Source organism: Roseateles sp. GW821-FHT09H10 (genome assembly GCF_059415865.1).
This window is the reverse complement of sequence record NZ_JBWKOB010000002.1, coordinates 501,729-526,162: the sequence shown is the minus strand read 5'-3', so window position 1 is coordinate 526,162 and position 24,434 is coordinate 501,729. Positions and strand designations below refer to the sequence as shown.

Below are 24,434 nucleotides of genomic sequence, written 5' to 3'. Positions count from 1 at the left end.
GGCTCGGCCCTTCGTCAGGCACAAACCATCCACTGGATGGTTTGTGTCCTGTCTCAGCCCCCCGAGGGGGCGCTTCAGCGCCTTCGGGCGGCCGGGCGACGCTGATGGGGCGAGCCGGCGAAGACCTCAGCAGCCTCGTCGGGCACGCCGAACCGCCCGAGCAGCAGCGGGAACGTTTGCAGAGCAGCATGCGCTGGCAGGCCTCGCGGGTCTTCCTGCTGGCTTGCGGGCCGGTCTTCATCCCGGTGGCCCTGCTGCTGTGGTTCACGCGCCAGCCCGGTGAGTGGCTGGATGGCTGGCCGCCCGCGGCGCTGGCCCTGGCGATCGCCGTGCTGGCCCTGCTGCGCCTGGCCGTGCTGACGCGCTCGCCGCGCCGCAAGGAGCAGCCCCTGATCGCCCTGGGCATGATGACACTGGTGCTGGCGCTGCCGGTGGCCGCCGCCGTGTCGCGCGACCTGGGCCTGTGGTCGCTGAGCCTGCCGCTGATGAGCCTGGTCATCGCCTTCGCGACCGGGCTGCTGGGCCTGTTCGCCGGCATCGTGCTGACCCTGCTCGCCGCGGCCGCGCTGGCCGGCCTCGCGATCGGCGAGGCCCTGGGCTGGGCCACCCATCCCATGGCCGCTTCCAGCCTCGCGCTGCGCGCCATCATCCAGTTCAGCCTGCTGGTGTCGGGCCTGGTCGCCGGCCTGGGCCTGCTGAAGATGGTCAAGCGCTCGCTGGCCGAGGCCGACGAGCGCACCGCGCGCTTTCGCGGCCTGCTCGGCATGGCGGTGGACTGGTATTGGGAGATGGATCGCGAGTTCCGCTTTACCCATGTCGCCGAGGAGAGACCCGGCGCTTCAGGCCTGGACCTGAACTGCCGCCTCGGCAAGACGCCGTGGGAGCTGGATGGCATGGGCCTGAACGATGACGAGCTCGACGCCCACCGCGCCGATCTCGAATCGCACCGCCCCTTCCATGGCATGGTGGCGCGCCGCGTCGGTGTCGACGGCAGCGCGCGCTGGGTGTCCATCAGCGGTGAGCCGCGCTTCGACGCGCAAGGCAATTTCCGTGGCTACTGGGGCGTGGGCCGCGACGTGACCAACGAGGTCGCCGCCGAGCAGACCGTGCAGGCCACCGAGACGCGCTACCGCGAGCTGTTCCGCCGCTCGCCCAGCCCGCTGGTGCTGCACCGCTGGGGCCGCGTCGTCGACGCCAACCCTGCCGCCATGGCCATGTTCGGCTATGCCCAGCGCTCCAGCATGATCGGCCAGGACCTGTTCAGCCACTACGAGCCGGGCGACGACGAGACCGCCCGCCAGCAGGCCGCGCGCCTGGAGGGCCTGGCCCCCGGCGCCATGCAGCCCATGGCCGAGTACCGGCTGCGCACGCTGTCGCGCCGGCGCCGCCTCGTGCAGGCGACCAGCGTGCGCGTCGAGACGGCTTCCGGCCCGGCCACGCTGACCTTCTTCACCGACCAGACCGAGCAGAGCCGCGCCCAGGACGCGCTGCGCCGCAGCGAGGGCCTGCTGTCGCATCTGGTCGCCACCAGCCCCGACGTCATCACGCTGACCGAGGCCGAGAGCGGCCGCTACGCCATGGTCAACAAGGCCTTCGAGAGCCTGACCGGCTGGGCCAGTTCCGAGGTGCTGGGCCGCACCGCCGAGGACATCGGCATCTGGCACAACACGGCCGACCGCACGGCGGTGCGCGACGCCATCCGCCGCGACGGCATCGCCAGCAACGTGCCCATCAGCTTCCGCCGCAAGGACGGCAGCGCGATCTCCATGCTGGTGTCCGTCGCGCCCTTCGAGATGGACGGCCAGAACTACCTGGTGCTGTATGCGCGCGACGTGTCGGAGAGCGAGCGCACCCGCCTCGTGCACGGCGCCATCCTCGAGAACGCGTCCATCGGCATCACGCTGACGCGCGACCAGCAGTTCGTGCTGGCCAACCCGCGCGTCGAGGCCATGTTCGGCTGGGAGCGCGGCGCGCTGATCGGCCAGCACGGCAGCGTCGTCTGGCCCAGCGTCGAGGACTGGCAGTCCACCGGCCGCGACCTCGGGCCGGCCCTGGCCGCCGGCCAGCAGGTCGAGTCCGAGCGCATCATGCGCCGCCGCGACGGCTCCACCTTCCTGGCCCGCCTGCTGGCCCAGGCCGTCGACCCGGCCCACCCCAGCCGCGGCGGCACCATCTGGATCATCGAGGACGTCACCGAGAGGCGCCGCGTCGAGGACCAGCTCGCCCATGCCAAGGACGAGGCCCAGGCCGCCAGCCGCGCCAAGAGCGCCTTCCTGGCCAACACCAGCCACGAGATCCGCACGCCGCTCAACGGCCTGCTCGGCCTGGGCCGCCTGGCCCAGCAGCCCGACCTGTCCGACCAGCAGCGGCGCGACTACCTGAACCAGATGATGGACAGCGCCGAGAGCCTGTCCGGGCTCATCTCCGACATCCTCGACCTGTCCAAGATCGAGGCCGGCCGCCTGACGCTGGAGAGCCAGCCCTTCTCGCTGCGCGAGCTGCTGGCCTCCATCCGCCTGGCCTACCTCACGCTGGCCCAGGCGCGCGGCCTGACCTTCGCCGTCGAGATCGATCCGGCCCTGCCCAGCTGGGTCTTCGGCGACCCGCTGCGCACCCGCCAGATCCTGTCCAACTACCTGACCAATGCGCTGAAGTTCACCGAGACCGGCGGCGTCACCGTCGCCGTGCGCGCCTTGCCGGCCAATGCGCGCGGCAGCGCCGGCGAATGGGTGCACATCGAGGTGCGCGACACCGGCCCGGGCATCGCCGCCGAGCAGCAGGCCCGCCTCTTCCAGCCCTTCACCCAGGCCGACGAATCGACGACGCGCCGCTTTGGCGGCACGGGCCTGGGCCTGTCCATCTGCCGCGAGCTGGCCACGCTGATGGGCGGCGAGGTCGGCGTCAACAGCGCGCCGGGCGAGGGCTCGGCCTTCTGGGCCGAGCTGCCCCTGCCGGCCGCGCCGGCGCCCATGGCTCACCAGCCGCGCGAGACCCGCAGCCATGCCCACGACGCCCTGCACGGCCGGCGCGTGCTGATCGCCGAGGACCACCCCGTCAACATGCTGATCGCCGTGGCCCAGCTTGAGCAATGGGGCATGGAGGTCGCCCAGGCCAGCGACGGCCGCCAGGCCATCGAGGCGGTGCTGGCGGCGGCCAGCGTCGGCAAGCCCTTCGACATCGTGCTGATGGACGTCCAGATGCCCGTCATGGGCGGGCATGACGCGACCCGCGAGCTGCGCCGCCACTTCTCGTCGGCGGAGCTGCCCATCGTCGCGCTGACGGCGGCGGCCCTGATCTCGGAGCGCGACGACGCCTTTGCGGCGGGCATGAACGACTTCCTGACCAAGCCCATCGACACGCCCAAGCTGCACCAGACCCTGCTGCGCCTGACCTCGCGTTGATACGGCTGCGGCGGCCGCCGGGCAGCGCTTACCATCCGCTGCCCCGTCTGCCCCGTCTGCCCCGAGCCGCCTCCATGAGCCCTGCCGCGCCCCGCAGCTACAAGTACTACGACTTGATCATGGCGGCCTGCGTCTGCGTGCTGCTGTGCGCCAACCTGATCGGGCCGGCCAAGGCGGCCCAGATGGAACTGCCGCTGCTGGGTACGGTCACCTTCGGCGCCGACCTCTTCTTCTTCCCGATCAGCTACATCTTTGGCGACGTGCTGACCGAGGTCTACGGCTACGGGCGCGACCGCCGCGTCGTCTGGGCCGGCTTCGGCGCCCTGCTGTTCGCGGCCTTCATGGCCTTCGTCATCGTCCACCTGCCGCCGGCCCGCAATCCCTTCATGGACGGCTACCAGCAGCATGTCGAGGCCATGTTCGGCAACACCTGGCGCGTGGTGGCCGCCTCGATGATCGCCTTCGCCTGCGGCAGCTTCGCCAACAGCTTCGTGATGGCCAAGATGAAGGTCGCCACCGGCGGTCGCCATCTGTGGGCGCGCATCGTCGGCTCCACGGCGGTGGGCCAGCTGCTGGACACCGGCCTGTTCCTGAGCATCGCCTTCTGGGGCATCTGGCCGCAGGAGCAGCTGCTCAGCGTCTTCGTCGCCCAGTATTTCTTCAAGCTGATCTGGGAAGCCGTGCTCTTCCCGGTCACGGCGCGCTTCGTCGCCTTCCTCAAGCGCGCCGAGGGCCTGGACCACTACGACCGCGACACCAACTTCAACCCCTTCACGCTGAAGGTCTAGCGCCCGGGACTACAGTGGGCCCATGCGCCGCCTCGCCCTGCTGTTGATGCTGCTCGCCAGCCTGGCCTTGGTGCCGCTGGCGCGTGCCAGCCAGCCCTGCTGCGAGCAAGGCGGCTGCGACGCGATGCCGGCCTGCGTTGCCGTCTGCGCCCTGTGTGCCAGCCCCGTGGCTATGCCGGCGCCCGAGCCGGTGGCGGCCATCGCCGCGCCGGCCCGGCTCGGTCCCGCGGTCCTGGCCGTCGCCTTTGACGATTGGATTGACGAGATCTGGAACCCGCCCGACTAGGCGCGTGCGCTTCCCATCCCGTCATCCAACTTCAAAGGACTTCCATGAAATCCCGATTGATCAAGATCGCGGCCGCCTGCGGCCTGCTGTCGGCCTCGGCCGTCGCGTTTGCCGCCCAGAGCTGCTGTGGCGACCTGGCCTGCTGCGTCCAGCAGCTGATGGCCTGCTGCCTGTAAGCCAGGCCGCAATGGAAACGGCGGCCCTCGGGCCGCCGTTTTTCATGGCGCAAGCCGGATCAGCTGCGGCGGCGGCGCGCGCCGACGGCCAGGGCCAGCGCCAGGCCGGTCAGTGCCAGGCCGGTGGGTTCGGGAACGCCGAAGACCTCGGTGGCCGTGCCCTGCACGCCGACCGTGAAGCCGTTCCAGTATTCATTGGTCAGGCTGTTCCAGGTGACGGTGTCGAAGCTGCCCTTGAAGCGGATGGCGCCATGCGGCTCGCCGCTGCCGATGAGCTGGTACTCGAACACGCCGCCGCCGTGGTCGATGACGTTCTTGGTGACGTTGCCGCAGCCCCAGTAGCCGCAGCCGACGCTGAGGATGTCGAAGTCCTGGTCGAAGCCGTAGCCGTTGCCGTTCAGGCTGATGAAGGCGAACACCGGGTTGGCGATGGCCTGCGAGAAGTGCAGGGTCTGCGACCCGGCCTGGCTGAGCGCGATCTGGTCCGAGCCGGTGGGGCGGTTGTCGACGGCGCTGCTGGTGTAGGGGTTGCCCCAGCCCCAGTAGTCGAAGCCGCCGCCGGTGTCGTAGAAGCCGACGCCCTGGCGGTTGGTGTAGGTCACGTTGACCGTTGAGGTGCTCGTCGTGATGACGCCATTGCCCTGGAAGCCGGCCGCATTGGGGTTGCTGGTCTGCCAGTCGGTCCAGTAGACCGGCGCCGCCTGGGCAAGCGCCGTGCCCGCGACGAGGAGCGTAGCCAACAGATGCTGGAGAGTTTTCATGCCGAGACCCCGATGGAAGAAATGATGAGGGTCATGCAAAGTCCGCGCCAGATCTGATCTCCCGTGGAGAGGCGGCGTCATCGCGGCCGCGACCGCCGTCAGTTGTCAGCCTGGCCGACACCTGCACTCGCGGGGTGGCTCAGACCGCCAGCGGCAGGCTGCGCCGTCTTTCCCCCGTCAGCGCGAACCAGGCATTGGCCAGGGCCGGGGCCACCGGCGGCAGGCCGGGCTCGCCGACGCCGGTGGGCGGGCCATCGCCGGGCATCAGATGGGTCTCGATGGCGGGGCACTGGGCCAGGGTCATCAGCGGGTGGTCGGGGAAGCTCTTCTGCTGCACCTCGCCGCCCACGATGTCGATGCGGCCCCAGAGCGCCGCCGTGAGGCCGAAGACGATGCAGCTCTCCATCTGGCGCACGACGATGCCGGGGTTGACCACGGTGCCGCAGTCAATGGCGCAGACGACGCGCTTCACGCGCGGCTTGCCGCCTTCCTTCGTCACTTCCAGCACCTGCGCGACGACGCTGCCGAAGCTCTCGTGCACCGCCACGCCGCGTGCGACGCCGGCAGGCAGGGGCCGCTCCCAGCCCGCGGCCTCGGCGGCGCGCTTGAGCACGGCCTGGTGGCGCGGCAGGCCTTCGAGCAGCTGCAGGCGAAAGGCCACCGGGTCGGCCTTGGCCGCGTGGGCCAGCTCGTCGATGAAGCCCTCCATGAAGAAGGCATGGTGGGAATGGCCAACGGCGCGCCACATGCCGACGGGCACGCCACTGCGCGTGGCCTGGTGGGCGATGCGGGCATTGGGGATGGCATAGGCCAGCTCGAACAGGCCCTCGACGGCCGTCTTGTCGGGCGCGTCGCCGCGACTGAACAGGGCCGCGGGCGCCCGGCCGTCGGGGAAGGCGTTGCGGTTGAGGACGTCCAGCGTCGGCGCCAGGCCCGGCATGGCGCGCTCGGCCCAGCGCGGCACGATGGCGTCGCCGGCATTGGTGATGGACAGCGCCACCGGCTGGCCCGCGGCATCCAGGCCGCCCTGCAGCACGGCCGCCTCGGCGGGGCGGTAGAAGTCGTGCGTCATGTCCTCCTCGCGCGACCAGACCAGCTGCACCGGCAGCCCGCCCATCTCCAGCGCGATGCGCACGGCCTGGCCGACGAAGTCCACGTCCAGGCGCCGGCCGAAGCCGCCGCCGAGATAGGTCACCTGCACCGTCACCTGTTCAGGCGCCACGCCGGCAACGCGGGCGGCCACGTCGCGCGCGAAGCCCGGCACCTGGGTGGGCGCCCAGACGGTGACCTGGCCGTCCGCGACCCTTGCCGTGCAGTTCATGGGCTCCATCGCCGTGTGCGACAGATAGGGCGCGCTGTAGACCGCCTCGAGCTTGACGGCTGCGCCGGCCAGTGCGGCCTTGGCGTCGCCCTGCTTCAGGAAGGCGAAACCCTCGCCGGCCGCATGGGCGCGCCGGGCTTCGCTTTCCAGCGCGGCGTGGATGGCCTTGGAATCGAGCCTGCCGTTGGGCGGCGGCTGCCATTGCACATCCAGGGCCCGGGCTGCCTCGAGGGCATGCCAGCTGGTGCGCGCGACGACGGCATAGGCGGCCGTCGAGCCGGCGACAGGGCCGAGTGAAACGACCCGCAGCACGCCGGGCCGGGCGCGGATGGCGTCCACATTCGCGGGCCCCAGGCCGCCGCCCAGCATGGGGCAATGGCGGATGGCCGCAAAGACCTGGCCGGGTTCGCGCACGTCCAGGCCGAAGCGGGCGCTGCCGTCCACCTTGGCGGCGAGGTCATTGCGCGGCAGGGCCTTGCCGATCTGCGTCCATTGCTTGCGGTCCTTGAGCCGGACCTCGCCCGGTGGCGTCAGCGCCGCCTGGGCCGCCAGCTCGCCGTAATGGCTCAAGGGTCCGCTGGCATGCTGGATGACGCCGGCACTGACCGTCAGCTCGTCGACCGGCAGCTTGTGCTTCAGCGCCGCCGCGCCGAGCAGCTGGGCGCGGGCGGTGGCGGCCGCCAGGCGCAGGGTGTCCCAGGCATCGGCGGTGGAGGAGGAGCCGCCGGTCAGGTTCAGGCCCAGCTCGCGCCCGACCTTGGCCGTGATCCAGGACGCGAACTTGAAGGCCCGGTGCTGTTCGTCGCGCGGGCCGAAGGGCACGCCGCCCAGCAGGGCCGCGATATTGCCGTAGATGGCTTCATGGCCGGCTTCGGTCAGCCGGACCCGGTGCAGGGCCACGTCCAGCTCCTCGGCCACCAGCTGGGCCAGCGTCGTGTGCACGCCCTGGCCCATCTCGCTGCGGTTCATGGCCAGCACGACCGCGCCATCGCGGGCGATCTTGATCCAGCCGTTCAGGCCGACCTCGCCCTCGACCACCGGCAGCGTGTGCGCATGGCCCAGGCGCGAGCGCGGCGGCAGGGCGCCCCAGCCGACGATCAACGCGCCCAGCGTGCCCGTGCCCGTCAGCAACCAGGTGCGGCGCTTCATTTCTTCAGGCCTTTTGCTGCTTGCTTGATGGCGGCCCGCACACGCGGGTAGGTGCCGCAGCGGCAGAGGTTGGTCATGGCCGCATCGATGTCGGCATCACTCGGGTTCTTGTTCCTGGCCAGCAGGGCGGCAGCCGCCATCAGCATGCCGCTCTGGCAATAGCCGCACTGCGGCACCTGCTCGGCCAACCAGGCGAGCTGCAGTGCATGCGGGTGATCCTTGTCGGCGGCCAGCCCTTCAACGGTCGTGATGGCCTTGCCGGTCACGGAGCCCAGCGGCGTCACGCAGGAGCGCGCGGCTTGGCCGTCCACATGCACGGTGCAGGCGCCGCAGGCGGCGATGCCACAGCCGAACTTGGTACCCGTCAGGTTCAGGCCGTCGCGCAGCGCCCACAGCAGCGGCATGGCGGGGTCGCTGGCGATCTCGGGCAGGGCCATGGCCTGGCCGTTCACTTTCAGTTCCATCAGGCAGGACTGGGTGGGGAAACAGCGCCCCAGGATAGCGGCGAAGGTCGAAAATACCGGCATGAGCTCCCCCCAAGATGCAACAGCGCCCGAACTGCTGTTCGCCCTGCTGCCCGACGGCGGCATCGCCCCCGACGGCCCCGACACGCTGGCGCCGCTGGCGGCCGCCCTGCATGCCCAATATCCCAAGGCCCTGACGCTGAATCTGCACCCGCCGCTGCGCGACGCCGAGGGCCGTTGCCGCTGGTGGCTGGAGGATTCGCCCAGCCAGCAAGGTGTCGATGCCGCGCTGCCCCACCTCGTCGACCGCCTGCGCCTGGAGGCTGGCAAGCTCGGCCTGCCCTGGCAGCGCGTCGCCCTGGCCGGCGTCGGTGACGGCGCCCTGCTGGCGCTGGAGGCTGTGCAGGCCGAAAGCCAGCTGGTGGGCCGCGTGCTGGCCTTTGCCGGCGGCTATCTGGCCCGGCCCGAGCATGCGCCCCAGGAGGTCTGCGTGCACCTGCTGCACGGCCTGGCCGACCAGCGCTTCCCCTATCGCCATGTCGTCGACGCGGCCCAGGCCCTGGTCGAGCTCGGCGCCGACGTGACGGCCGACCTGCTGCCCCACATCGACCACAGCCTGCACCCGGCCCTCATCGAGAAGGCCATGGAGCAGCTGCGCACCTTCATCCCGGCGCGGCTGTGGCGCGAGGCCATCATCGCGGCGCAGGAGAACGAGCGGTCGGTCAGCTGAGCCCATGATTCGCGCAACGGCCCTGGCCGCCATTGGCGTCTATCAGCGCTATGTATCGCCCTACAAGGGCTTTTGCTGCGCCTACCGCGCGCACACCGGTGGCGCCAGCTGCTCGACGCTGGGCGCGCGGGTCATCCGGCGCCACGGCCTGCTGGCGGGCGGCGTGCTGCTGCGCCGGCGGCTGAAACGCTGCGGCGAGGTTCACAGGCACTTCCATCCCGCGGGCCAGCGCCCGCCGGCCGCACAGCGCGGCGACTGCGACCTGGGCATCGGGCCGGACTGCGACGGTCCCTGCGATGGCGACGGGCGGGGCAGCCGGCTGACTCGGCTGTCGGCAGTCCTGGACTGCTGCGACTGCTGCAGCTGCGATTGGCCTGAACGCAAGCGCAAGGACGGCAAGCCGTCCGGTCGAAAGCGGCGCGACCCTGCCGGTTCGCGCTGGGACGAACTGGCCGACAGCGACCGCGGCCGTCGCCGCGACGGCTGATCAGGCGGCCGCGACGGCCCGCGCGGCCAGCTCGGGAATCAACGCCGCACGGTAAGCCGCGGTGCCATGCAGATCGCTGTTCAGCCCGTCGGCGCTGACCTTGACCGCCCGCGCCGCGGCCGCGCTCCAGTCCTTCGTCAACGCGGCCTCCAGCTCGCTGCAGCGGAATACGCCCGGCCCGGCGCCGGTGACCGCCACGCGCACGCCGGTGTCGAAGCGTGCGACGAAGACACCCACCAGCGAGAAGCGCGAGGCCGGCTGCTTGAACTTCTGCCAGCCCGCCGACTTCGGGATGGGGAAGCTGACGGCGGTGATCAGCTCGCCGTCCTGCAGGGCCGTGGTGAACAGGCCCTGGAAGAAGTCGTCGGCGGCGATCTGGCGGCTGCTGGTGTGGATCGTCGCTCCCAGGCCCAGCGTGGCTGCCGGGTAGCAGGCGGCTGGGTCGTTGTTGGCCAGGCTGCCGCCGAGGGTGCCGACATTGCGCACCTGGCGGTCGCCGATGCGGCCGGCCAGGTCGGCCAGCGCGGGGATGGCCTTCTGTACCTCGGCCGAGGCAGCGACCGTCGCATGCGTCGTCGCGGCACCGATGCGCACGGCCTTGGCGTCGACCGTGATGCCCTGCAGTTCGGCCAGGCGGCGCACGTCGACGAGGCCGCTGGGCGCGGCCAGGCCCAGCTTGATGGCGCCGAGCAGCGACTGCCCACCGGCCAGGAATTTGTCATCGGCGCCGAGGCGGGCGGCGGCGAGTGAGGCGGCGGCTTGGTAGTTCATCGTCATCTCCTCACTGCGCGGATTGCAGGGCGGTCCACACCGTGCAGGGTGTCGCCGGCATGGGCAGGTCCTTGACGCCGATGGCATCGCAGACGGCGTTCATGACCGCCGCCGGCGAGCCGATGGCCCCGGCCTCGCCGCAGCCCTTCACGCCCAGCGGGTTGTGGGTGCAGGGCGTGCCCTGGGCCGTCTGCACCTTGAAGGTCGGCAGGTCGTCGGCGCGCGGCATGGCGTAGTCCATATAGCTGCCGGACAGCAGCTGGCCCGAGTCGGGGTCGTAGACGCCATGCTCCAGCAGGGCCTGGCCTATGCCCTGGGCCAAGCCGCCATGCACCTGGCCTTCGACGATCATCGGATTGACGATATTGCCGAAGTCGTCGACCGCGCTGAAACGGTCGATGCGCACGACGCCCGTCGCCGGGTCCACCTCCACCTCGCAGACATAGCTGCCGGCCGGGTAGGTGAAGTTGCTGGGGTCGTAGAAGGCGTTCTCGTTGAGGCCGGGCTCCAGCTTGTCCAGCGGGTAGTTGTGCGGCACATAGGCCGTCAGCGACACCTGGGCGAAGGGAATGGCGCGGTCGGTGCCGGCGATGCGGTATTCGCCGTTCTTGAACTCGATGTCGCCCTCGCCGGCTTCCAGCAGATGGGCGGCGATCTTTTTGCCCTTGGCGATGACCTTGTCCACCGCCTTCAGGATGGCCGTGCCCCCCACGGCGAGGGACCGGCTGCCATAGGTGCCCATGCCGAACAGCACCTTGGCCGTGTCGCCATGCTGGATGTCGATGTCCTCCAGCGGGATGCCGAGGCGGTCGGCGACGATCTGCGCGAAGGTGGTCTCGTGGCCCTGGCCATGCGAATGGCTGCCGGTGAAGACGGTGACCTTGCCGGTGGGGTGCACGCGCACCTCGCCCGCTTCGAACAGGCCGGCGCGGGCGCCGAGAGCGCCGGCCACGTTCGACGGCGCCAGGCCGCAGGCCTCGATATAGGTCGAGTAGCCGATGCCGCGCTTCAGGCCCTTGCTCGCGCTGACGGCCTTGCGGGCCGCATAGCCGGCCACGTCGGCGAGCTGCTGCACCTGCGTCAGCGTCGCGTCGTAATCGCCGGTGTCATAGGTCAGGCCGACCGGCGTCGCGTAGGGGAACGCCTTGATGAAGTTGCGGCGGCGGATCTCGGCGGGGTCGATGCCCAGCTCATGCGCGGCCGTCTCGACGAGCCGCTCGACGACATAGGTCGCTTCGGGCCGGCCGGCGCCGCGGTAGGCGTCCACCGGCGCGGTGTTGGTGAAGACGCCGGTGACCTCGGCATAGATCTTGGGCGTCGTGTACTGGCCGGCCAGCAGCGTCGCGTACAGGATGGTGGGCACGCAGGAGGCGAAGGTGGACAAATAGGCGCCGAGATTGGCGGTCGTGTGCACGCGCATGGCGAGGAAGCGGCCGTCCTTGTCGGTGGCCAGCTCCGCCGTCGTCGCATGGTCGCGGCCATGGGCGTCGGAGAGGAAGCTCTCGCTGCGCTCGGCCGTCCACTTGATCGGCCGGCCCAGTTGCTTGCTGGCCCACACCAGCGCCGTCTCCTCGGCGTACAGGAAGATCTTGGAGCCGAAGCCGCCGCCGACATCGGGCGCCACGACGCGCAGCTTGTGTTCGGGAATGCCGAGCACGAAGGCGCACATCAAGAGGCGTTCGACATGCGGGTTCTGGTTGGAGACGTAGAGGGTGTAGTTCTCGTCCGCCGGGCTGTAGCTGGCGTTGGCGGCGCGCGGCTCGATGGCGTTGGGAATGAGTCGGTTGTTGCGGAAGCTGAGCTTGGTCACGTGCGCAGCGCCGGCCATGGCCGCGTCTGTCGCCGCCTTGTCACCGCAGCCCCAGGTGTAGCAGCGGTTGTCCGGTGCTTCGTCATGCACCGAGCCCGCATGGCCGGCAGCGGTCGCCGTGTCGGCAACAGCGGGCAGTTCCTCGTAGTCCACATCGACAAGCGCCGCCGCCGCCTTGGCTTCAGCCAGGGTCTCGGCGACCACCAGCGCCAGCGCATCGCCGACATAGCGCACCTTGCCGTCCGCCAGGATGGGATGCTTGGGCTCCTTCATCGGCGTGCCGTCGATGCTGGTGATCAGCCAGCCGCAGGGCAGGCCGCCGACATCGCGGAAATGCTCGCCCGTGTAGACGCCCAGCACGCCCTCGGCCGCCAGGGCCGCGGCCGTGTCGACGCGCTTGAGGCGTGCATGCGCATAGGCGCTGCGCACGAACACGCCATAGGTCTGGCGCGGCAGCACGATGTCGTCGGTGTACTGGCCGCGGCCGGTCAGGAAGCGCGCGTCCTCGCGGCGCTTGACGCTCTGGCCGATGAAGCCTTCCTTGGGCGAGTTCATGTTCAGCCCCCCTTCATGGCTTGGGCGCCGACCTGCACGGCGCGCACGATGTTCTGGTAGCCGGTACAGCGGCAGAGATTGCCCTCCAGCCCCTCGCGGATGGCGGCCTCGCTGGCGCAGTCGTGGTGCTGCACCAGGTCGATGGCGCTCATGACCATGCCCGGCGTGCAGAAGCCGCATTGCAGGCCATGGCATTCCTTGAAGGCGGCCTGCATGGGGTGCAGGGCGCCGTCCTTCGCCGCGAGGCCTTCGATGGTGGTGATGCTGGCGCCGGCGGCCTGCACGGCCAGCATGCTGCAGGCCTTGACGGCGCGGCCGTTGAGGTGGACGGTGCAGGCGCCGCACTGGGCGGTGTCGCAGCCGACATGGGTGCCGGTCAGGGCCAGGTCTTCGCGCAGCCACTGCACCAGCAGTTGGTCTGGAGTCACATCGCGGCTGACCGCACGGCCGTTGACCGTGAGCTGGATCTTCATCGCTTGTCTCCGTGGGGTTGTGGGGTCATGCTCGGGCCGCCCCCACGGCTTGTGATTGCCGATTACCCTTGTTGAAATTTCGTTTGGGGATGCAGGTCCATGGACAACCTCGATCTCAGCGTGCTGCGCACGGCTGCCGGCTGGCGGGCCGAGTCGCGCGGCGTCGTGCTGGGCACCATCACGCGCACCTGGGGCTCGGCGCCGCGGCCGGTGGGCTCGCTGGTGGCGGTGCGGGATGACGGGCTGATCGCCGGCTCGGTGTCGGGCGGCTGCATTGAGGATGACCTGGTCGACCAGCTGCGTGCCGGCAGCCTGACCCTGAACCAGCCGACGCCGCTGCGTTATGGCGTCGGGGCCGAAGAGGCGCGGCGCTTCGGCCTGCCCTGCGGCGGCACGCTGGAGCTGATGCTGGAGCCGCTGGGGCCGCAATCCGCCGTCGACGAGTTGCTGGCCCGCCTCGTGCGCGGCGAGCGGGTGCGCCGCACGCTGGACCTGGCCAGCGGCGCCGCCAGCCTGGCCGATGCCGAGCCCGGCGCCGACACGCTGACGCTGACCGACACCCAGCTCGTCAGCCACCATGGCCCGCAATGGCGGCTGCTCGTCATCGGTGCCGGCCAGATGACCGACTACCTGGCCCAGATGGCCCTGGCCCTGGGCTATGGCGTGACCGTCTGCGATCCGCGCGAGGAGTACGCCGACGGCTTCGCCATCCCGGGCGTCACGCTGACGCGCGACATGCCCGACGACGTCGTCATCGCCTTCAAGCCCGATGGCGCCACGGCCATCGTGGCGCTGACGCATGACCCCAAGCTGGACGACCTCGCGCTGATGGAGGCGCTGAAGGGCGCGGCCTTCTATGTCGGCGCCATCGGCTCGCGCGTCAACCAGGCCAAGCGCCGCGCCCGGCTGGCCGAGCACTTCGGGCTGAGCGATGCCGAACTGGATCGCCTGCACGGCCCGGTGGGCCTGGACATCGGCGCGCGCACGCCGCCGGAGATCGCGCTGAGCATCCTGGCCGAGATGACGGCCGTGCGCTACCGCGCGGCCGGCGCTCGTCCTGAGGCCGGCTGCGTCGCCTGACCCGAGTATTCCGGGCCGAGCGCTGGGCCGCTCCCGAGCCGGCCCGTCTGGCAATGTGCTTGCCGGTCGACCCGGCAAGCATCGCCGTCCCCTTGGGGGACCGACTGGAATCGCCCGCGTCCAGCGAGGCGAGGCCAGGCGAGGGGCACTTACTTCATCGTGTAGCCGCGGCCATCCATGCAAGCTTCCACTGCACGATTGAAAACGCTGGCGTCGGCCTGGGCGTTGGGCTGGGTGGTCGCCCAGCGGTTGCAGTCGCGACGGTCGTTTTCCAGCTGCTCGCTCGACTGGCCGTTGCGCGGATAGATGATGGGGTCGGCCTTGGGCGGCGGCGGCGGTGAAGCCGGCGCGACCTGCGCCGCTGCAGCGTCGGGCGGGGGCATGACGACGGCATAGCCCTCGGGCACCGCGCGGTAGTAGACGCCGTTGGCGTAGTAGGTGGGCAGGCCGCCCAAGGTCAGCGTCACATAGGACGGCGGCAGCAGCGGGATGACCAGGCCGACCGGCGGCAGCACGACGCGGTAGCGCGGGCCATAGGGCTGGTACCAGACGCCGCCGTGGAACCAGTAGCGGCCCGGCCCCGCGCCGACGATGACGGCGCCGCGCGGCACATAGGGCGCGACATAGCCGGGCGCCGGGTAGTAGTGGTCGTGGTGGTAGCGGTTGTCGAACACCATGCCGATGTTGGCGCGCACGCGCACGTCGGCATGGGCGCTCGGAGCGGAGAAGGCGGCGCACAGCGCGAGTGTGGCCGCGGCGGTGGAGTGGAGCAGGGTCTTGGTCATCGTCTTCAACCCGAAGTCAGGGGTGGATTGCCAACGCCATCAGCGTCGCGCGAGTGCACTGCGCAGGCGTTGCGGCCACGTAAAGTTCAGCGCTTGCCCCTGTCCACTGCCTGTCGCCGCCATGATCGAACTGCTCTACTACCCCAGCAACGCCAGCTTCGCGCCCCACATCCTGCTCGAGGAAATGGGCATTCCCTACACGCTGCGCCAGGTGGACCGGGCCAACAACGAGCACAAGTCGCCGGCCTATCTGAAGCTGAACCCGAATGGCGTGATCCCGGTGCTGCTCGATGGCGATCTGGTGCTCTACGAGACGGCCGCCATCCTGATGCATCTGGCCGACTGCCACCCGGGCTTTGCACCGGCGCCCGGCACGGCCGAACGGGCCCAGTACTACAAGTGGATGGTCTGGCTGACCAACACCCTGCAGGCCATGCTGATCCACTATTTCTATCCGGACCGCATGGCCAGCGATGCGGCCGAGGTCAAGGCCCGCGCCGAGGCGCAGATCGCGCCCCTGCTGGACCAGATGGAGGCCGAACTGGGCCGCCATGGCGGCGACTGGTTCCTCGGCCAGCAGTTCACCGCCGTCGACCCATTGGCCTTCATGCTGTGCCGCTGGACGCGCATGCAGGCCAACCCGGCCAAGACGCGGCCGGCCCTGGGCGCCTATCTGAAGCGCGTGTTCGACCGGCCGGCGGTGCAGCGCGTGGTGGCCAAGGAAAAGCTGGCGGACCCGGTTTACTGATCCGCTGCGGCGGCAATGCCCGCTGCCACATAGGCCGCAAGCCCCGGCGCGACGCGGTCGAAGTGCGCCGTGAAGCGCTCGTCGCCGGTGTAGAGCAGGGCCAGCTGCGCATGCATCTCGCGGCTGCAGGGATAGTGCCAGCGGTCGATATGGCTGCGATGCGCCTCGACCAGGGCCAGGGCCGGTGCGGCGTCGGCCGCCACGCCGGCGCGCAGCAGCACGGCCCAGTCGGCCAGGATGGCGGCTTCCTCGGCATTCATGGCCGCGACGTCGGCGGGCGTGCGCGCGCGGCGGCGCTGCTCCGAGGTCTGCCATTGCGAGGTGGCGCCCCAGCGGGCCTGGGCTTCGTCGGCAAAGGGGGCGGCGCCTGGTTCGGGCGTGGGCGGGGAAAGGTGATTCAGGTTCATGGTGGGACTCAGTTGTTGGACATCGGCGAGTGCCCGATCCAGGGCGGCCAGGCGCGACTGCATGGCCTGGCTTTGCGCCAGCAGCGCCTCGCGCTGTTCCCGCATCTCGGCCTGCAGCGTGGCGGCATCGGCCGCCAGCAGCGTCGTGATGCGCTCCAGCGCAAAACCCAGCTGGCGCAGCCAGACGATGCGCAGCAGCTTCTCCACATCGGCCTCGCGATAACGGCGATGCCCGGCCTCGCTGCGTGCGGGGGCGAGCAGGCCGAGGGCTTCGTAATGGTGCAGGGTGCGGACGGTGACGCCCGCGCGTTGCGCGAGTTCACCGGGGCTCAGGAGTGCATTCATGGTCGTCAAGGATCGAACGCTGCGCAGTCTGGGACCTGACGTTGCGTCAGATGCAAGCATGGGCCCCACTTCGGGCCGCGCGGGCGACGCTTCAGTATCTGCAAGATGCGGCAATAGGTCTCTTGTCATTGGTCGCCGCTTCACTAGCATGCGGACAACCGAGCCGCTGTCCAAGCGGCCCAGCTAGGAGACACCGAATGAACCTCGCCACCTGGATGCGCAGCTTCACCATCCGCACCCGCATGCATGGCGCCATCGTGCTGGTGCTGCTGATGTTTGCCGCGCTCGGAGTGACCGGCCTGCTCGGCGGCCGCCAGCTGATGACGTTGAATGCCGACGTCACGACGCATGCGATGCAGGACCTGCAGCACCTCGCCACCATCCGCCAGGCCCTGGCTGATGTGCGGCTGGAAGAGAAGCAGATGGTCATCGCCTATGAAGACCCCGACCAGGTCAAGCAGTTCCGCCAGCGCTGGGATGCCGCGGCCCAGCGCCTGACCCAGCCCCTGCAGGCCTTGCAGGAGGCCAGGCAGCCCGAGAACAAGGCCGCGGCCGCCGAGGCGCTGAAGTTCCTGCAGGACTACCGCATGGCGGCCCAGCCGGTGCTCAACCAGATCGAGGCGGGCGGTTTCGACACCGCCAAGGTGGCCGACCGCATGCTGAACCGCCCCAAGGCGGCGATGCGCGAGATCGAGAAGCGCGTGGAGACCATCGCCGGCCTCATCGAGCAGCAGGCCAAGGCGAGCGAGACCGAGTTCGCCGCCGAGATGGGCCGCATCGGCTGGCGCTCGCTGGCCGTGCTGGTCCTCATCATGGTGCTGGTGGTGCCGCTGACCCTGATCAACTCAACCACCATCACCAGCCCGATGCGCTATGCCGGGACGGTGGCCCAGTCCATCGCTGGCGGCGATCTGAACAACGCCATCCGCGTCGAGGGCCGCGACGAGGCTTCGGAACTGCTGCGCGCGCTGGACGCCATGCAGGCCAGCCTGCGCGACCTGGTGCGCCAGGTGAAGACCTCGGCCCAGAGCATCGAGACGGCCAGCAGCGAGGTCGCGTCGGGCAACCAGGACCTGAGCCACCGCACCGAGCAGGCCGCGGCCAGCCTGGAGGAGACGACCAGCTCGATGGAAGACCTCACCAGCGGCGTGCGCCATGGCGCCGATGCCGCCGGCAAGGCCCGCCAGCTGGCCGAAGGCGCGGCCGAGGTGGCGCGCCGCGGCGGCCAGGAGGTGGCGGACGTCGTCGCCACCATGGACGAGATCAACACCAGCTCGCGCCGCATCGGCGACATCCTCGGCCTCATCGACAGCATCGCCTTCCAGACCAATATCCTGGCCCTGAATGCGGCCGTGGAAGCGGCGCGCGCCGGCGAGCAGGGACGCGGCTTCGCGGTCGTCGCCAGCGAGGTGCGGGCCCTGGCCCAGCGCTCGGCCGGCGCGGCAAAGGAGATCAAGTCGCTGATCGCGGCCAGCCTGGAACGCACCGAGGCCGGATCGCGCCTCGTCCAGCATGCAGGCAATACCATGCAGGAGATCGTCGACAACGTGCAGAAGGTCAGCGACATGATCGGCGAGGTGGCCGAAGGCGCCGCCGACCAGAGCTCGCGCATCGGCCAGATCAATGGCGCCGTCACCCAGCTGGACCACATGACGCAGCAGAACGCGGCCCTGGTGGAAGAGTCCGCCGCGGCCGCCGAGAGCCTCAAGCAGCAGCTGCAGCTGCTGACCGGCGCGGTGGCGCAGTTCAGGCTGGACGGAAGGTCCTAGAATGCCAACATAGCGCCGATTTGTTCCGGATTGCGGGCGCTCAATAAATGCCGCTAAACAGGGCTCCGAGACAACCGGCGTCCCGCAAGTGGCCGCCGGTTTTTGTTTTTTGGAGTAGGCCATGACGGGCCGTAGCGTCGGCGACGTGTCGCCGCAGAGTTTTCATTTCGACGAGCCGCTGCCCTTGCGCAGCGGCGCCAGCCTGGCGTCCTATGACCTGATGGTCGAGACCTATGGCCAGCTGAATGCCGAGCGCAGCAATGCGGTGCTGGTCTGCCATGCGCTGAACGCCAGCCACCACGTCGCCGGCACCTATGCGGGCGAGGCGAAGAGCGAAGGCTGGTGGGACAACCTGATCGGCCCGGGCAAGCCGCTGGACACCGACAAGTTCTTCGTCATCGGCGTCAACAACCTCGGCTCCTGCTTCGGCTCGACCGGGCCCATGCACGCCAATCCGGCGACCGGCCGCGCCTGGGGCGCCGACTTTCCCGTCGTCACCGTGCAGGACTGGGTGGACGCCCAGGCCCGCGTCGTCGAGCGCTTCGGCATCCTGAAACTGGCGGCCGTGCTGGGCGGGTCGCTCGGTGGCATGCAGGCCCTGGACTGGGCGCTGCGCTATCCCGAGCGCGTGGCCCACTGCATCGCCATCGCGACGGCGCCCAATCTGTCGGCGCAGAACATCGCCTTCAACGAGGTGGCGCGCCGCGCCATCGTCACCGACCCCGACTTCCATGGCGGCCACTTCTACGCCCACGGCGTGGTGCCCAAGCGCGGCCTGCGCGTGGCGCGCATGATCGGCCACATCACCTATCTGAGCGACGACGTGATGGCCGAGAAGTTCGGCCGCGAGCTCAAGAGCGGTGCGCTGGGCTATTCGACCCAGGACATCGAGTTCCAGATCGAGAGCTATCTGCGCTACCAGGGCGACAAGTTCAGCGACTATTTCGACGCCAACACCTATCTGCTGATCACCCGCGCCCTCGACTACTTCGACCCGGCGTCCGAGCATGGCGGCGACCTGACGCGGGCCTTCGCATCGGCGCGGGCCAAGTTCCTCATCGCCAGCTTCACGACCGACTGGCGCTTCTCGCCGGCGCGCTCGCGCGAGATCGTCAAGGCCCTGCTCGACAACCGGCTGGACGTGTCCTATGCCGAGATCGACGCGCCCCACGGCCACGACGCCTTCCTGCTCGACGACCCGCGCTATCACGGCGTGCTGGCGGCCTATTTCGAGCGCATCGCCGGCAACCTGTGCCCCGCGGCCCGGCCCCTGGCCATCAAGGGGGTGGCCGTATGAGCTTCGATCCCGCCATCGCGGCCCTGGTGCCGCCCGGCTCGCGCGTGCTCGACCTGGGCTGCGGCACCGGCGAGCTGCTCGAGTACCTCATCAAGCACAAGGGCTGCACGGGCTACGGCGTGGAGCTGGACGACGCCAACCTGCTGGCCTGCGTGAAGCGCGGCGTCAACGTCATCCAGCGCAACCTGGAAGAGGGCCTGTCCATCTTCGAGGACCAGAGCTTCGACGTCGTGCTGCAGCTGGAGACCCTGCAGCATCTGCGCAATGCCGAGCAGATGCTCAAGGAGACGGCGCGCGTCGGCAAGCTGGGCATCGTCAGCTTCCCCAACTTCGCCCACTGGCCCAACCGCCTGCAGGTGTTGTTCGGCCGCATGCCCGTCACGCGGGCCCTGCCCTACGAGTGGTACGACACGCCCAATATCCGCGTCGGCACCTTTGCCGATTTCGGCGTGCTGGCGCGCAAGAACCGCCTCAAGATCCTGGACAGCTTCGGCCTGCAGGACGGCGGCGTCGTGCGCAGCCTGCCCAATGTGATGGCCAGCGTGGCGGTGTTCAAGTTCGAACGCGAATAGGCGGCGCGCCGGCGCGCCAAGGGCTCAAACCCTAACCCGGCCCAGGCCGCAAATCGCTAGGCTGGTGTGCATGCTGCGCGCCCGCTTCCTCGCTTCCCTGCTGGCCGCCGGCGTCGCGCCCTGGGTGCGGGCCGAGCCGGCGCCGCTGCGCTTCGTCTACCCCAACGTCAATGGCCTGGGTGAGGCGGGCTTCGGCTTCCGGGTGCTTGCGCTGGCGCTGCAGAAGTGGGGCCGTCCGTTCGAGTTGAGGGTCGCGCCAGCCCCCACCAACATCCCGCGCTCGCTGCGGGCGCTGGAGCGTGGCGAGGTGAGCGTCATGGACCTGGGCAGCAGCGCGGCGATGGAGCAGCGCTTCCAACCCATCCACCTGCCCATCGACCGCGGTCTCAGCGGCTGGCGGCTGTTCGTCATCCGCGCCGACGCGGCGCCCAGGTTCGCGGCCGTGCGGCGGCTGGACGAACTGGCCTCGCTGCGCGCCGGCCAGGGAAGCGACTGGCCCGATGCCGTGCTGCTGCGCGGCGCGGGCCTGCCGGTCGTCACCGCCGACAGCCTGGACCTGCTGTTCCGCCTGCTGCAGGTGGGGCGCTTCGACTATCTGCCGCTGGGCCTGAACGAGGTCCATGGCTTTGTGCGCCAGCACCGGGCGCTGGCCCCGGCAGCCGTCATCGAGCCGCATCTGGCCCTGGTCTATCCCTTTGCGCGGCTGTTCTTCGTGCGCCGCGGCGATGAAGCCCGGCGTGCCGCCATCGCCGAGGGCCTGGGCCGGGCTTTCGAGGACGGCAGCTTCCAGGCCATGTTCGCCACCGATCCTGTGGCCCAGGGCGCACTGGCCCAGGCCAGGCTGGCCGACCGCCGGGTGCTGCAGATCGCCAACCCCGGCCTCAGCGAGGCGACGCGCGCCATTCCCGCGCGCTATTTCATCCGGCCCTGATCAGACGCTCTTCTTGAGGCCCTTCTTGGCGGCCTTCTTGTGCTTGCCCTTGCCGGCCTTCTTCTTGGCGGCCGTCTTGGCGTGCACGCCGCTGCTGACCTGGCTGGTCTTCTGGTGCGGGGCCACGCGGGCCTCGGCGACCGGGGCGGCGACGGCGATGGCGGTGATGAGGGCGGTGAGCAGGGTCTTCATTGAGGTCTTTCGGGAGTGATGGGGCGAGGGTAGCGTCAACAGGCCCTAGCTGCCTTTGCGGACGGTGTGGCCGTCGTCGGTGCGCTCGTCGTCCTTGAACACGCCCTCCCAGCGGTCGCCGCTGGGCCAGTGGAAAGTGCCCTGGCCATGCTTGAGGCCGCGCGCCCAGGAGCCGTCGTAGCGCTCGCCGCTCTTCCAGGCGTACTTGCCCAGTCCGTGGGCCTTGCCGGCCTCGAACTGGCCTTCGTAGATGTCGCCGTTGGGGAAGACCATGCGGCCGCTGCCCTGCGGCAGGCCGGCGGCCATCTGGCCCTCGTACTGGTTGCCGTTGGCGAAGCGCATCCGGCCCTGGCCCTGCGGCTTGTCATTGACCCAGTCGCCCTCGTAGCGCTGGCCGCTCATCCAGACATAGCTGCCCCGGCCATGCGGCAGGCCCTGGCGGATCTGGCCGCTGTAGACGTCGCCCGAGGCATAGGTCAGCTTGCCTTCGCCATCGGGCTGGCCGTCCAGCAGCGTGCCCTCGAAGTGGTTGCCGTTGGCAAAGCTCATCGCGCCGCGGCCGGTGGCGCGGTCGGCCACCCAGTCGCCCTTGTAGCGCTGGCCGCCCGCCCAGCGGATCTCGCCGACGCCCTGGCGCTGGCTGCGCGTCAGCGGGCCTTCGTAGACATCGCCGTTCTTCCACTCGACGCGGCCGGTGCCGCTGACGGTGTCGTCGTCATTGCGCACGAACTGGCCGACGTAGCGGGTGTCGCCGGCGGTGCGGTCGAAGAGCTTGGGCTCGGGGGCGGGCGCCGGTGCGGCGGCCAGCGCGATGGGTGTGATCGGCGTGGCGGCTGCCTGGCGCAGCGGTGCGGTGGCGGTCGGCTTGGCGGTGCCAGGTGCGGCCGCCGCGGGCTTGGGAGCCGCCGCGACGACAGGGGTCGGCGCGGGCGCCGGCGTGCCGGGCAGGGCCGTGGCCACCCAGGGCGTGCCGCGCTCGCGGGCCAGGGCCTGGGCGTTGTTCAGGGCCAGTTCCTGGGCGCTGCCCTTGCAGAGCCGCGCCGTGTCGCGCCACAGCGTCTCGCCGATCTGGCTCTGGGTCTGGCGCTCGGCCAGCGGCAGGGCGGCGGCGCTGTTGCGCAGCTTGCCGGAGAACTCGCGGGCGCGCTCGAAGGGCGGGGCGCAGAACTCGGCGTTGTGGCCGTCGATCTCGCTCTGCTCGCGGCGGCGCTGGGCCGTCTGCTGCTGGCTGCCGCTGCATTGCTCGGCGGCCAGCTCCCACATGCCCTCGGCCTTGCGGTAGAGACTGGCGGCGTCGGGAAAGCGGCGCTCGCCGAAGGCCGCGCGGGCCAGCTCCTGCAGCGAGGCGGCATCGCGGTGGGCGTTCTCGCACTGGCTGCCGGCCTGCAGCTTCTCGGCCAGGGCGTCGCGGCTCTTCTGGCTGTCGGCCAGGTTGCGCTGGGCGCGCTCGCGGGCGCGGCCGTCGCAGGCGGCGATGGCTGCGCCCCATTCGGCGACGGCCTCGTCATGGAGCTTGACCAGGGCCTGCAGGGGCTGGTTCTGCGACTGCGCCGTGGCGGCGCGCAGGTCGGCCGTGAGGGCGCGGCTGCTCAACTGGGCGCAACTGGGCGGCGGCGGGGCCGGCGAGGGCATGGGTTCCGAGGCCGCGGGTTCGGGGGCCGAGGCGGCGGCCTCCGGCGGCGTCTGAGCCTGGGCGAGGCTTGCGGCGAACAGCAGCAGGGCGGTGGCCAGCTTCATTTCTTTCTAGCGCCGGATTCGGTGGGCATCTCCAGCATGGCGTCGACGAGGCCGCGCGAGAAGCGGTTGGCACCGGGGTCGTCGGCGCTTTCGAAGCTGAAGCTGCCCTGGACCGAGGCCAGCGGCATGGCGCCGATCTCGCGGGCCAGGGACTCGGCCCGGAAGCCGCCGAGCAGGGCGACGACCTCGGCCTCGAAGCCGCGCGCGGCGGCCACCTTGTTCAAGGCGGCCAGGCGCTCGGCATCGAAGAGGAAGGCATTGGTGGGCATGCTGCGCTCGAGCAGCTTCTGGTGCAGCGAAAAGCCGGCCAGCGGCGATGCGCCCAGGGCCGCCATGCGGGTGAAGGCCCAGGTGTCGGCGTAGTCGAAGGTGGTGGCCGCGATGCGCGAGATGCCCGACAGCGAGCTGCGGTTGGCGGCGGCGGCCTGCATGAGGTTGACGACCTGCTGGCGCGTCAGCTGCTGGGCCGCGTCGACCAGGCCCTCACGCAGCTTCTGCGCTGCCAGGGCCCTGCCCTGCTCGATGAGCTGCTGCTTGAGGAATTCACTGGCCACGTTGGCGGCGGCGCTCTTGGCGGCGCTGATGGCGGCGTCGGCAGCCAGGGCCGCGGCCTTGACGCCCGAAGCCAGCGTCGCGAGGTTGTAGAGGGTGCCGCCGATCTTGAGGGCGTAGTGGTAGGTCTTCATGCGCGCCCCACCCTCCTCGGAGAGGCCCTGGGTCCACAGCACGATCCACAGCGCCTCGTCGGGCGTGGGCTCAGCCTGGGTCAGCTCCAGCGGGTGCAGGCTGAGCAGCCAGTGGTAGTCCTGCAGCTGCGGCGTGTTGGGCGGCGCGAAGCGGGTGTAGCCGCGGCAGACCTCGAAGGGCCGGATCTGCACGGGTTTGCCGGCCGTCGTGCCGACGATGAAGGGCTTGCCGTTGTCACGCGCCTCGGCCAGCCATTCCAGCAGCTTCTCGCCGTCGTCGCTGTTCTGGCCGGCGACATGGTTGAGGCGCGTGCCCATGGGCAGGGGCGAGTCCTGGGTCACGGCGATGACGGTGAGCCGCTCGTCCACCTGCAGGGCCCGCACCCAGGCGACGCGGTCGTTCTCGCTCCAGCCGGCGCTGGTGGCGACGGCGAAGGGCAGCTCCCACTGCTTGTCGCAGGCCTTGTCCCGCAGCGCCGCGCTGCGCGCGATGGCCGGCCGGATCAGGCGTTCGCCGGCGCCATAGGCGCGCATGCCGGCGAGCAGGGTCTCGTCGACCTTGCGGCCGTCGTCCACCGTGAACTTGGGTCCGGAGGCGCAGCCGGTCAGCAGCGCGAGCAGAACAATCAGTAACAGGCGCATGCCGGCGAGCCTAAGGGGAGGATGCCCGGAGCGGCGCCGGTAGTTATCCCAAGCGCCGTGATGTCCTTGTC

General features: G+C 70.3%; 23 protein-coding genes and 1 riboswitch. Of the genes, 12 read left to right on the top strand and 11 right to left on the bottom strand.

Translation table 11 applies throughout. The features are described from left to right. The first annotated feature begins 104 nt into the window (after positions 1-104). The 4 genes from AC07OY_RS10325 (at position 105) to AC07OY_RS10310 (ending at position 4,651) form a co-directional block, all read left to right on the top strand. Positions 105-3,401 (top strand): PAS domain-containing hybrid sensor histidine kinase/response regulator, encoded by a 3,297-nt coding sequence (locus tag AC07OY_RS10325; protein ID WP_495042477.1) that lies wholly within the window; start codon positions 105-107, stop codon positions 3,399-3,401. 74 nt (positions 3,402-3,475) lie between these two features. Continuing rightward, complete coding sequence (locus AC07OY_RS10320; protein WP_495042476.1) at positions 3,476-4,189, top strand: queuosine precursor transporter; 714 nt, start codon at positions 3,476-3,478, stop codon at positions 4,187-4,189. A 22-nt stretch (positions 4,190-4,211) separates the two neighbouring features. After that, positions 4,212-4,475, top strand: a complete 264-nt coding sequence (locus AC07OY_RS10315) for a hypothetical protein (protein ID WP_495042475.1) — start codon at positions 4,212-4,214, stop codon at positions 4,473-4,475. Positions 4,476-4,519: 44 nt separating this feature from the next. Beyond that, a complete protein-coding gene (locus AC07OY_RS10310; RefSeq protein ID WP_495042474.1) occupies positions 4,520-4,651 on the top strand; it encodes a hypothetical protein in 132 nt (43 codons plus the stop codon). Positions 4,652-4,710: 59 nt separating this feature from the next. On the opposite strand, the gene AC07OY_RS10305 is transcribed toward AC07OY_RS10310, so the two are convergent. The 3 genes from AC07OY_RS10305 to AC07OY_RS10295 all read right to left on the bottom strand — a co-directional run bounded on the left by AC07OY_RS10305 (position 4,711) and on the right by AC07OY_RS10295 (position 8,346). Further along, positions 4,711-5,412 carry a PEP-CTERM sorting domain-containing protein gene (locus tag AC07OY_RS10305; protein ID WP_495042473.1) on the bottom strand — a complete coding sequence of 234 codons (702 nt, stop codon included), beginning with the start codon at positions 5,410-5,412 and terminating at the stop codon, positions 4,711-4,713. Positions 5,413-5,551: 139 nt separating this feature from the next. Further along, positions 5,552-7,882, bottom strand: a complete 2,331-nt coding sequence (locus AC07OY_RS10300; protein WP_495042472.1) for a xanthine dehydrogenase family protein molybdopterin-binding subunit — start codon at positions 7,880-7,882, stop codon at positions 5,552-5,554. Continuing rightward, positions 7,879-8,346 carry a (2Fe-2S)-binding protein gene (locus AC07OY_RS10295; protein WP_495042471.1) on the bottom strand — a complete coding sequence of 156 codons (468 nt, stop codon included), beginning with the start codon at positions 8,344-8,346 and terminating at the stop codon, positions 7,879-7,881. The genes AC07OY_RS10300 and AC07OY_RS10295 overlap by 4 nt, the downstream gene beginning before the upstream one ends. Before the next feature lie 61 nt (positions 8,347-8,407). On the opposite strand from AC07OY_RS10295, the gene AC07OY_RS10290 reads away from it, so the two are divergent. Then, entirely contained in the window at positions 8,408-9,076 is a 669-nt protein-coding gene (locus tag AC07OY_RS10290; protein ID WP_495042470.1) for an alpha/beta hydrolase family protein, read from the top strand. A 4-nt stretch (positions 9,077-9,080) separates the two neighbouring features. After that, entirely contained in the window at positions 9,081-9,563 is a 483-nt protein-coding gene (gene yidD / locus AC07OY_RS10285) for a membrane protein insertion efficiency factor YidD (protein ID WP_495042469.1), read from the top strand. Here yidD and AC07OY_RS10280 read toward each other — a convergent pair whose 3' ends face one another. The 3 genes from AC07OY_RS10280 to AC07OY_RS10270 are packed head-to-tail and all read right to left on the bottom strand — an operon-like array spanning position 9,564 to position 13,172. After that, a complete protein-coding gene (locus AC07OY_RS10280) occupies positions 9,564-10,334 on the bottom strand; it encodes an FAD binding domain-containing protein (RefSeq protein WP_495042468.1) in 771 nt (256 codons plus the stop codon). A gap of 10 nt (positions 10,335-10,344) precedes the next feature. Next, on the bottom strand, positions 10,345-12,699 hold the full coding sequence (locus AC07OY_RS10275; protein WP_495042467.1) for a xanthine dehydrogenase family protein molybdopterin-binding subunit: 2,355 nt from the start codon (positions 12,697-12,699) through the stop codon (positions 10,345-10,347). A gap of 2 nt (positions 12,700-12,701) precedes the next feature. Continuing rightward, positions 12,702-13,172, bottom strand: a complete 471-nt coding sequence (locus tag AC07OY_RS10270) for a (2Fe-2S)-binding protein (RefSeq protein WP_495042466.1) — start codon at positions 13,170-13,172, stop codon at positions 12,702-12,704. Between the two features lie 99 nt (positions 13,173-13,271). Here AC07OY_RS10270 and AC07OY_RS10265 point away from each other — a divergent pair, with 99 nt between their 5' ends. Continuing rightward, complete coding sequence (locus AC07OY_RS10265; RefSeq protein ID WP_495042465.1) at positions 13,272-14,252, top strand: XdhC family protein; 981 nt, start codon at positions 13,272-13,274, stop codon at positions 14,250-14,252. Positions 14,253-14,401: 149 nt separating this feature from the next. Here the strand turns inward: AC07OY_RS10265 and AC07OY_RS10260 are convergent, their stop codons facing one another. Further along, a complete protein-coding gene (locus AC07OY_RS10260) occupies positions 14,402-15,037 on the bottom strand; it encodes a DUF6515 family protein (protein WP_495042464.1) in 636 nt (211 codons plus the stop codon). 121 nt (positions 15,038-15,158) lie between these two features. On the opposite strand from AC07OY_RS10260, the gene AC07OY_RS10255 reads away from it, so the two are divergent. Further along, entirely contained in the window at positions 15,159-15,785 is a 627-nt protein-coding gene (locus AC07OY_RS10255) for a glutathione S-transferase family protein (RefSeq protein ID WP_495042463.1), read from the top strand. Here AC07OY_RS10255 and AC07OY_RS10250 read toward each other — a convergent pair. Next, the gene (locus AC07OY_RS10250; protein WP_495042462.1) at positions 15,779-16,537 is read right to left on the bottom strand and encodes a MerR family transcriptional regulator; all 759 of its coding nucleotides are present in this window, start codon (positions 16,535-16,537) and stop codon (positions 15,779-15,781) included. The genes AC07OY_RS10255 and AC07OY_RS10250 overlap by 7 nt on opposite strands. A 197-nt stretch (positions 16,538-16,734) precedes the next feature. Here AC07OY_RS10250 and AC07OY_RS10245 point away from each other — a divergent pair, with 197 nt between their 5' ends. The 4 genes from AC07OY_RS10245 to AC07OY_RS10230 all read left to right on the top strand — a co-directional run bounded on the left by AC07OY_RS10245 (position 16,735) and on the right by AC07OY_RS10230 (position 21,106). Next, the gene (locus tag AC07OY_RS10245) at positions 16,735-18,306 is read left to right on the top strand and encodes a methyl-accepting chemotaxis protein (RefSeq protein ID WP_495042461.1); all 1,572 of its coding nucleotides are present in this window, start codon (positions 16,735-16,737) and stop codon (positions 18,304-18,306) included. A 2-nt stretch (positions 18,307-18,308) separates the two neighbouring features. Beyond that, positions 18,309-18,384, top strand: a riboswitch (SAM riboswitch). A 43-nt stretch (positions 18,385-18,427) separates the two neighbouring features. Beyond that, entirely contained in the window at positions 18,428-19,603 is a 1,176-nt protein-coding gene (gene metX, locus AC07OY_RS10240; RefSeq protein WP_495042460.1) for a homoserine O-succinyltransferase MetX, read from the top strand. Next, positions 19,600-20,175 carry a methionine biosynthesis protein MetW gene (metW, locus tag AC07OY_RS10235; protein ID WP_495042459.1) on the top strand — a complete coding sequence of 192 codons (576 nt, stop codon included), beginning with the start codon at positions 19,600-19,602 and terminating at the stop codon, positions 20,173-20,175. Before metX ends, metW begins: the two co-directional genes overlap by 4 nt. Positions 20,176-20,245: 70 nt before the next feature. After that, positions 20,246-21,106: a hypothetical protein gene (locus tag AC07OY_RS10230; RefSeq protein ID WP_495042458.1), complete on the top strand. Its 861-nt coding sequence runs from the start codon at positions 20,246-20,248 to the stop codon at positions 21,104-21,106. Here the strand turns inward: AC07OY_RS10230 and AC07OY_RS10225 are convergent, their stop codons facing one another. The 3 genes from AC07OY_RS10225 to AC07OY_RS10215 are packed head-to-tail and all read right to left on the bottom strand — an operon-like array spanning position 21,107 to position 24,363. Then, on the bottom strand, positions 21,107-21,298 hold the full coding sequence (locus AC07OY_RS10225; RefSeq protein ID WP_495042457.1) for a hypothetical protein: 192 nt from the start codon (positions 21,296-21,298) through the stop codon (positions 21,107-21,109). A gap of 45 nt (positions 21,299-21,343) precedes the next feature. Next, a complete protein-coding gene (locus tag AC07OY_RS10220) occupies positions 21,344-23,035 on the bottom strand; it encodes an MORN repeat-containing protein (protein WP_495042456.1) in 1,692 nt (563 codons plus the stop codon). Continuing rightward, complete coding sequence (locus AC07OY_RS10215; RefSeq protein ID WP_495042455.1) at positions 23,032-24,363, bottom strand: hypothetical protein; 1,332 nt, start codon at positions 24,361-24,363, stop codon at positions 23,032-23,034. The genes AC07OY_RS10220 and AC07OY_RS10215 overlap by 4 nt, the downstream gene beginning before the upstream one ends. Positions 24,364-24,434: the final 71 nt, after the last annotated feature.

Bases quoted from the DNA above. Each gene is read 5' to 3' on its own strand.
- AC07OY_RS10325 (WP_495042477.1), top strand. From the start codon at position 105: ATGGGGCGAGCCGGCGAAGACCTCAGCAGCCTCGTCGGGCACGCCGAA.
- AC07OY_RS10320 (WP_495042476.1), top strand. From the start codon at position 3,476: ATGAGCCCTGCCGCGCCCCGCAGCTACAAGTACTACGACTTGATCATG.
- AC07OY_RS10315 (WP_495042475.1), top strand. From the start codon at position 4,212: ATGCGCCGCCTCGCCCTGCTGTTGATGCTGCTCGCCAGCCTGGCCTTG.
- AC07OY_RS10310 (WP_495042474.1), top strand. From the start codon at position 4,520: ATGAAATCCCGATTGATCAAGATCGCGGCCGCCTGCGGCCTGCTGTCG.
- AC07OY_RS10305 (WP_495042473.1), bottom strand. From the start codon at position 5,412: ATGAAAACTCTCCAGCATCTGTTGGCTACGCTCCTCGTCGCGGGCACG.
- AC07OY_RS10300 (WP_495042472.1), bottom strand. From the start codon at position 7,882: ATGAAGCGCCGCACCTGGTTGCTGACGGGCACGGGCACGCTGGGCGCG.
- AC07OY_RS10295 (WP_495042471.1), bottom strand. From the start codon at position 8,346: ATGGAACTGAAAGTGAACGGCCAGGCCATGGCCCTGCCCGAGATCGCC.
- AC07OY_RS10290 (WP_495042470.1), top strand. From the start codon at position 8,408: ATGAGCTCCCCCCAAGATGCAACAGCGCCCGAACTGCTGTTCGCCCTG.
- yidD (WP_495042469.1), top strand. From the start codon at position 9,081: ATGATTCGCGCAACGGCCCTGGCCGCCATTGGCGTCTATCAGCGCTAT.
- AC07OY_RS10280 (WP_495042468.1), bottom strand. From the start codon at position 10,334: ATGAACTACCAAGCCGCCGCCTCACTCGCCGCCGCCCGCCTCGGCGCC.
- AC07OY_RS10275 (WP_495042467.1), bottom strand. From the start codon at position 12,699: ATGAACTCGCCCAAGGAAGGCTTCATCGGCCAGAGCGTCAAGCGCCGC.
- AC07OY_RS10270 (WP_495042466.1), bottom strand. From the start codon at position 13,172: ATGAAGATCCAGCTCACGGTCAACGGCCGTGCGGTCAGCCGCGATGTG.
- AC07OY_RS10265 (WP_495042465.1), top strand. From the start codon at position 13,272: ATGGACAACCTCGATCTCAGCGTGCTGCGCACGGCTGCCGGCTGGCGG.
- AC07OY_RS10260 (WP_495042464.1), bottom strand. From the start codon at position 15,037: ATGACCAAGACCCTGCTCCACTCCACCGCCGCGGCCACACTCGCGCTG.
- AC07OY_RS10255 (WP_495042463.1), top strand. From the start codon at position 15,159: ATGATCGAACTGCTCTACTACCCCAGCAACGCCAGCTTCGCGCCCCAC.
- AC07OY_RS10250 (WP_495042462.1), bottom strand. From the start codon at position 16,537: ATGAATGCACTCCTGAGCCCCGGTGAACTCGCGCAACGCGCGGGCGTC.
- AC07OY_RS10245 (WP_495042461.1), top strand. From the start codon at position 16,735: ATGAACCTCGCCACCTGGATGCGCAGCTTCACCATCCGCACCCGCATG.
- metX (WP_495042460.1), top strand. From the start codon at position 18,428: ATGACGGGCCGTAGCGTCGGCGACGTGTCGCCGCAGAGTTTTCATTTC.
- metW (WP_495042459.1), top strand. From the start codon at position 19,600: ATGAGCTTCGATCCCGCCATCGCGGCCCTGGTGCCGCCCGGCTCGCGC.
- AC07OY_RS10230 (WP_495042458.1), top strand. From the start codon at position 20,246: ATGCTGCGCGCCCGCTTCCTCGCTTCCCTGCTGGCCGCCGGCGTCGCG.
- AC07OY_RS10225 (WP_495042457.1), bottom strand. From the start codon at position 21,298: ATGAAGACCCTGCTCACCGCCCTCATCACCGCCATCGCCGTCGCCGCC.
- AC07OY_RS10220 (WP_495042456.1), bottom strand. From the start codon at position 23,035: ATGAAGCTGGCCACCGCCCTGCTGCTGTTCGCCGCAAGCCTCGCCCAG.
- AC07OY_RS10215 (WP_495042455.1), bottom strand. From the start codon at position 24,363: ATGCGCCTGTTACTGATTGTTCTGCTCGCGCTGCTGACCGGCTGCGCC.